This window comes from Janthinobacterium sp. ROICE36 (genome assembly GCF_002869965.1).
GTDB lineage: Bacteria > Pseudomonadota > Gammaproteobacteria > Burkholderiales > Burkholderiaceae_D > Janthinobacterium.
Genome location: NZ_PEBS01000137.1, coordinates 1 through 5973, shown reverse-complemented (window position 1 = coordinate 5973; position 5973 = coordinate 1). Strand labels below are relative to the sequence as shown.

Sequence of the window (5973 nt, the reverse complement as noted above, 5' to 3'; positions counted from 1 at the left end):
GAGAGATCGGTTCGTTTGCCATTTACGCGTCCAAATACCGAGAGTAAACGCCTTTCTCAACGTGTTTACAAGCAATATTTCACCCTATCGTCACTCCGAGCACCTACCCTTCATGCAATCGCCCTGGACAGGCCGCCGCGCGGCTGGACAGCCTGCGGCCCCCTGTGTAGACTGGCGCGCACTTTCATGAAGGATTTTTATGACCACACCAACCACCAAACCAGCGCCGGGCCCGGAATTCTGGGAACGCGCCGACCAGGTCATCGCCCTGGCCAATGAACAATGCATGCACAGCGGCGGCAATGAAGTAGCCACCTCGCTGCTGTACGCGGCCGCCCGCTTCAACGCCTTCCTGGTTGCCAGCAAGAGCAACGACGTGGTCAAGATGCAGGCAGAGAAGGAAGGCGCCGTGGCCTTCTTCACGGAACAGTACAAGCGCATGCTGACCGACAACTTCAACGACTACATCAGCAACTTCGACAAGTACACGCAACCGTCGTCGGCCCCCAAGGGTTGATGTCAACTGCCGGCCTGGACAGCCACCGCGCCCGCGCCACGCACGCCGACAGCGTGCTTGACGGCGTGGTGCGCTACGCGCCGCTGCAATCGCTGTGGCTGACGGCCATGCTGGCCGGCGCCATTGCCGGCGCCCTGTTCGCCTTCAGCTGGACCGGCCTGCTGCTGTTCGTGAACGGCACGGCCATCGTCCTGCTGTTCGGCCATTCGCTGGGCAGCCACCGCAAACTGATCCACGACAGCTTTCATTGCCCGCAATGGCTGGAATACTTGCTGGTGTACCTGGGGGTGCTGGTGGGACTCAGCGGCCCGCTGGGCCTGCTGCGCCAGCACGAGCTGCGCGACTACGCCCAGCGCCTGCCCGATTGCCACCCCTATCTGCGCCACGGCGCCGGCTTCTGGCACGATGCCTGGTGGCAACTCCACTGCCGCTTGCAACTGCGCCATCCGCCGCACATCGCCATCGAGCCGCGCATCGCGCACGACCGCTTTTATCGTTTCCTGGAAGCTTGCTGGATGCTGCAGCAACTGCCGTGGGCCCTGCTGTTCTTTGCCTGGGGCGGCTGGGGTTTTGTCTGCTGGGGTGTCTGCGCGCGCGTCAGCGCCGGCGTGCTCGGTCATTGGCTGATCGGCTACTTTGCCCACAACCACGGGCAAATGCATTTTCATGTCGATGGCGCCGCCGTGCAAGGGAGAAATATCCGCCTGGTCTCGCTGCTGACCATGGGCGAATGCTGGCACAACAACCATCACGCCTATCCGGGCTCGGCCAGGCTGGGCCTGCTACCGGGCGAATGGGACCCGGGCTGGTGGGTCTTGCTGCTGTGGCAGCGTATGGGCCTGGTGTCCGGCCTGCGCCTGCCGCAAGACCTGGCGCCGCGGCCGGAATTGCGCCGCCTTGACCGCGCTGCCGCTCAGGCGGCGTCGCCACCGGCCAGGTAATTGTTTTTTACGCGCACATAGTGCTCGGCCGAATAGCGCAGGTAGGCGATCTCCGCCTCTGTTAACGGGCGCACCTTGGCGGCGGGGCGGCCCACGTACAGATGGCCGCTTTCCAGTACCTTGCCCGGCGACACCAGGCTGCCCGCGCCCAGCATCACGTGCTTTTCCACCACCACGTCATCCATGACGATGCTGCCCATGCCGATCAGGCATTCGTCGCCAATCGTGCAGCCGTGCAAGATCACGGAGTGGCCGATGGTCACGTACTTGCCGATGGTCAAGGGAGAACCGTCGGGCTTGGCCGCATTCTTGTGCGACACATGGCCCATGGAAAAGTCCTGGATATTGCTGCCCTCGCCGATGACGATGCGGTTGACGTCACCGCGCAGCACGCTGTTGCACCAGATCGAGCAGTCGTCGCCGATCTGCACATCGCCTATCACTTGCGCCGTGTCATGCAGGTAGACACGCTCGCCCACGACGGGACGGGTATTCAGGTAGGAGCTGACAGGCATCGCTTTCTCGCTTTTCATTAATAGTAAAAGTAAACATTCACACCCAGCCGGCGGCCAGCGCAAAAATCGCCAGGCCATGCGCCAGGGAGCTCAACTCGGCCATCGCGCACATCGAGAAAAGTACGGTGCCAACGGACACGGGCGCAGCAATTGTATGCGGCGGCTGGCAAAACGGGCAAGCTGTCTGGCTATGTCGCCTTGCGCCAGCCATGCATCAGCCCATGCGCCGCCAGTCCGGCCGCCAGCCCCCACAGGGCGCCGCCCACGCCCAGCAAGGTGACGTTCGCGGCCGTCGCCAGGAAAGTGATCAAGGCCGTTTCGCGCATGCGCACGTCCGCCATCGCCTGCGCCAGACTGTTGCCGATGGCGCCCAGCAGGGCCAGGCCCGCCAGCGCCGTGATGAAGCTGCGCGGCAAGACCATGAACAGGCTGGCCAGGGTGACGCCGAAGACGCCCACCAGGATGTACAGCACGCCGCACGCCAGCCCCGCGACATGGCGCTTAGCCGGGTCCGCATGCGCATCCTTGCCCGTGCAGATGGCGGCCGTGATGGCGGCCACGTTGAAGGCATGCGCGCCAAATGGAGCCATGAGCAGCGAACCGAGTCCCGTCACCGTGAGGATGGGATTGGCGCTGACGCAGTAGCCATCATTGCGCAGCACCAGCATGCCGGGCATGTACTGCCCCGTCAGGGTGATCAGGAACAGCGGCAGCGCCACGCCCAGGAGAGACGCCACGGAAAAGCGCGGCATCTCGAACACGGGCGCAGCCAGGGCCAGTTCGATGCCTTGCCCATCGATGCGTCCCTGCGCCAGCAGCAGGGCCAGGCCGATCAGCATGATGCCCACCACGGCAAAACGTGCCGTAAAACGGCGCAGCACAGCATACGACAACAGCAGCACCGCTACCAGCAGCGGGTCGGCGCTGGCGCCGCCGAAGGCATTCACGCCAAACTGCAGCAAGATACCGGCCAACAAGCCGGCGGCGATGCCGCCCGGTATCCAGCGTACCAGGCGCTCGAAGGCGCCGGACATGCCCAGCAAAATGAAGGCGAGCGCGGATACCATGTAGGCGCCGATCACCTCCGCGTAAGGCGTGTGCGGCATGACGGTGGCCAGGAAGGCCACGCCGGGCGTCGACCAGGCCGTGATGATGGGCGCGCGGTAGCGGTAGCTGAGCCAGATGCCCGTCACGCCCACGCCGATGCTCAGCGACCAGACCCAGGATGCCGTCTGCGCCGCGCTGAGCTGGGCCAGCTGGGCCGCCTGGAACACCAGCACGAAGGTACCGCCATAGTTGACGAGGACGGAAATACAGGCGGCCATCGTGGGGGAAGCGAGATCGCGCCAGCGCAGCCGCTCGGCCATGGCGGCGCTTGTGGTGGTGGTGGTGGTGGTGGTGGTGGTTGTCATGTGGATGCCCCTGCCATTGAAAGGGAGCATCTTAATGGCCACATGGACTGCCAAAGCAGTCCAATTCAAACACATATAACAGACCACTTTGACGGCATCAGCCCAAGGCGCATGCCAGGCGGACGATGCCGCTCTCGATCTCGTGCGGCGTGAGCGCAGCAAAGCCCAGCAGCCAGCCACCGCGCGCCGGCGGCCTCGCGTATAGCCGGCTCAGGCCCGGCAGCACGATGCCCGCCTGCGCCGCCAGCCGTATCGTATCCAGCTCGCCCCTGCCCTCATGCAGCAAGCAAGGCAGTTGCAAGCCGCCCGGCGGCAGCTGCGCCGTGACCACGTGCGGCAAGTGCCGCTGCACGGCCTGCGCCATCGCATCGCGGCGCACGGCGTAGACCTTGCGCATGGCGCGCACATGGGCTGCGAAATGGCCATCGGCGATGAAACGGGCCAAGGTCAGTTGATCCAGTTGCGGTGTGTGACCATCGAGGATGCTGCGCGCATGCGTCATCGGTTTGACCAGCGCGGGCGGCAGCACCATGTAGCCGATGCGCAAGCCCGGATACAGCGACTTGGCGAAGGTGCCCAGATAAATCGTGCGCTGCTGCGTATCGAGTCCCTGCACGCAAGCCGTCGGCAAGCCGGCGTAGTGAAACTGGCTGTCGTAATCGTCTTCGATGATCCAGCCCTGGCGCTCGGCGGCCCAGGCGGTCAGCGCGAAGCGGCGCTCCAGCGCCAGCGTGGCGCCCGTCGGGTATTGATGCGACGGCGTGACGTAAATCGTGTTGGCCCCGCTGCGGTCCGCCCGCAGGTGTTCGATGGACAAGCCATGCGCGTCGACCGGCACGGGCAGCACCTGCAATTGCGCCATCTCGAACGCCTTGCGGGCGCCAAAATAGCCGGGATCTTCCATCAATATCGGGCCATGCGCATCGGCCAGCACCAGCGCGCACAGGTACAGGGCCTGGCGCGTGCTGCTCAAGACCAGCACCTGCTCCGCCGTCGCCCGCGCGCCCCGCTCCAGGTTCACATAATCGGCGATGGCTTGTCGCAGCGGTGCAGCGCCTTGCGGGTCGCCGTGCAGCAGCACATGGTGTTCGCTGCTGGCCGCCTGGCGCCGCAAGCGTTCCCACACGTCGAGGGGAAAGGCGCGCGTTTCCGGCAAGCCCGTGGCAAACGCCTTCACGCTCTGCTGATCGGCCACGCCGTCGCTGGCGAGGATGTGCGCACCGCGCGCGCTGAGGGCCACCGGCTGCGCGGACGCAGGCGGCACTGCCGACGACGGCTTGCCCAGCAAGCTCGCGCCTATCGTCGCCGACACGAAACTGCCCGATCCCGCCTGCCGCTGGATATACCCGTCCAGGCGCAGCTGCGCATACGCCATTTCCAGCGTGTCGCGCGACACGCCCAGCGATTGCGCCAGCGCGCGCGTGGCCGGCAGGCGCAGGCCGGGCGCCAGCACGCCATCGAGTATCAGCTGGCGCAGCGCGCGCTGCACGCGCACGCGCAAGTCGAGCGCCGCCAGCTCAGGAGCGGCGATGCGTATTTTCAGGGTGTCGAGTTCGAACTGCGCCGTCATAGGAGCTTGGCGCGGGCCGCATCCACGGCCGCCATGCTGCTGGCTGGCGAAAAGCCGTGCTGCTGCAGCACCGCCACCAGCTGCTCGCCGGCGCAGCCGAGGCGCAGGTTTTCCGCCACCCAGTCCTGCCAGGCGGTGCCGATCTCCGGCATGGGTTCAGGGTCCAAAGCGAGACCGAGTATGCAGCTGGCCAGCAAACCGTTGATGCGCTGCGTGTCGATCAGGTGCTGCACCACCGCGTGGCCGGACTGGGGAAACGGGTGCAGGGTGCAGCGGCCGAAGGCGGCCAGGCGCTGCGCGTGCATGGCGTCGAGGTTCACCGATTCGCTGGCGCTGGTGCCAGGGTTGGCCACGTCGGGCCGCGTGCCGAACACCAGGTGCAGATGCGTATGCTCCGTCGCCCTGGCGCGGCACAGGGCCGCCAGGTCATAGTAACCCGAGAGCGGCGGGTCTTGCGCCAGCGCCTCCATCACGGGCAGCCAGCGCAGCTCATGATACAACCGCGCCTGCTGCACGTCGAGGAAGGACAAGGGGCCAAAGGCGACGATCTGCTGCGCATCGAGCAGCAAGCCAAACATGACGGCCGCATACGCGCCCATGGACTGGCCGATGGTAGTGACCTGGCTTGGCGCAATGCGGTTCACCAGCTCGCGCAGGGCCTGCGTCGTTTCGTCCACATGGCTGCCCAGGCCCGCAATCTGGCGGTGATACCAGGCATTGCCCGAATCGCGCACGAGGATCTTGTTCAGATGCTGCCCGCTGGCCTGTTCCAGCTTGCGCAGGCGCCCGTAAAAATCGAAGGCTGGGCGTGTGGTCCACGAGACGAAGCTGAAGGCGATGACCAGCGGCGCACCGGGCACGATGCGGTCGACCAGCACGTCGTCGGCACTGCAGGGCGATTGCATGAAGGGTAGGTGCTCGGAGTGACGATAGGGTGAAATATTGCTTGTAAACACGTTGAGAAAGGCGTTTACTCTCGGTATTTGGACGCGTAAATGGCAAACGAACCGATCTCTCT

Annotated in this window: 6 protein-coding genes; 2 read left to right on the top strand and 4 right to left on the bottom strand. The window is 65.2% G+C overall.

From position 1 onward, the window contains the following. Positions 1-199: 199 nt before the first annotated feature. Together CSZ94_RS26755 and CSZ94_RS26750 are read left to right on the top strand one after the other, a co-directional pair. The gene (locus CSZ94_RS26755; protein WP_102124278.1) at positions 200-517 is read left to right on the top strand and encodes a DUF3144 domain-containing protein; all 318 of its coding nucleotides are present in this window, start codon (positions 200-202) and stop codon (positions 515-517) included. Further along, positions 517-1458: an acyl-CoA desaturase gene (locus CSZ94_RS26750; protein WP_102124277.1), complete on the top strand. Its 942-nt coding sequence runs from the start codon at positions 517-519 to the stop codon at positions 1456-1458. The genes CSZ94_RS26755 and CSZ94_RS26750 overlap by 1 nt, the downstream gene beginning before the upstream one ends. On the opposite strand, the gene CSZ94_RS26745 is transcribed toward CSZ94_RS26750, so the two are convergent. From CSZ94_RS26745 to CSZ94_RS26730, 4 genes are all read right to left on the bottom strand, one after another. Further along, positions 1431-1973, bottom strand: a complete 543-nt coding sequence (locus CSZ94_RS26745; protein ID WP_102124276.1) for a gamma carbonic anhydrase family protein — start codon at positions 1971-1973, stop codon at positions 1431-1433. The two genes, CSZ94_RS26750 and CSZ94_RS26745, sit on opposite strands and share 28 nt — an antisense overlap. Before the next feature lie 188 nt (positions 1974-2161). Continuing rightward, positions 2162-3340, bottom strand: coding sequence for a benzoate/H(+) symporter BenE family transporter (locus CSZ94_RS26740; protein ID WP_102124279.1), 1179 nt, complete (start codon positions 3338-3340; stop codon positions 2162-2164). Positions 3341-3482: 142 nt separating this feature from the next. Next, positions 3483-4955, bottom strand: coding sequence for a MocR-like pyridoxine biosynthesis transcription factor PdxR (gene pdxR, locus CSZ94_RS26735; RefSeq protein WP_102124275.1), 1473 nt, complete (start codon positions 4953-4955; stop codon positions 3483-3485). After that, on the bottom strand, positions 4952-5860 hold the full coding sequence (locus CSZ94_RS26730; RefSeq protein WP_102124274.1) for a hypothetical protein: 909 nt from the start codon (positions 5858-5860) through the stop codon (positions 4952-4954). Before CSZ94_RS26730 ends, pdxR begins: the two co-directional genes overlap by 4 nt. Positions 5861-5973 lie beyond the last annotated feature (113 nt).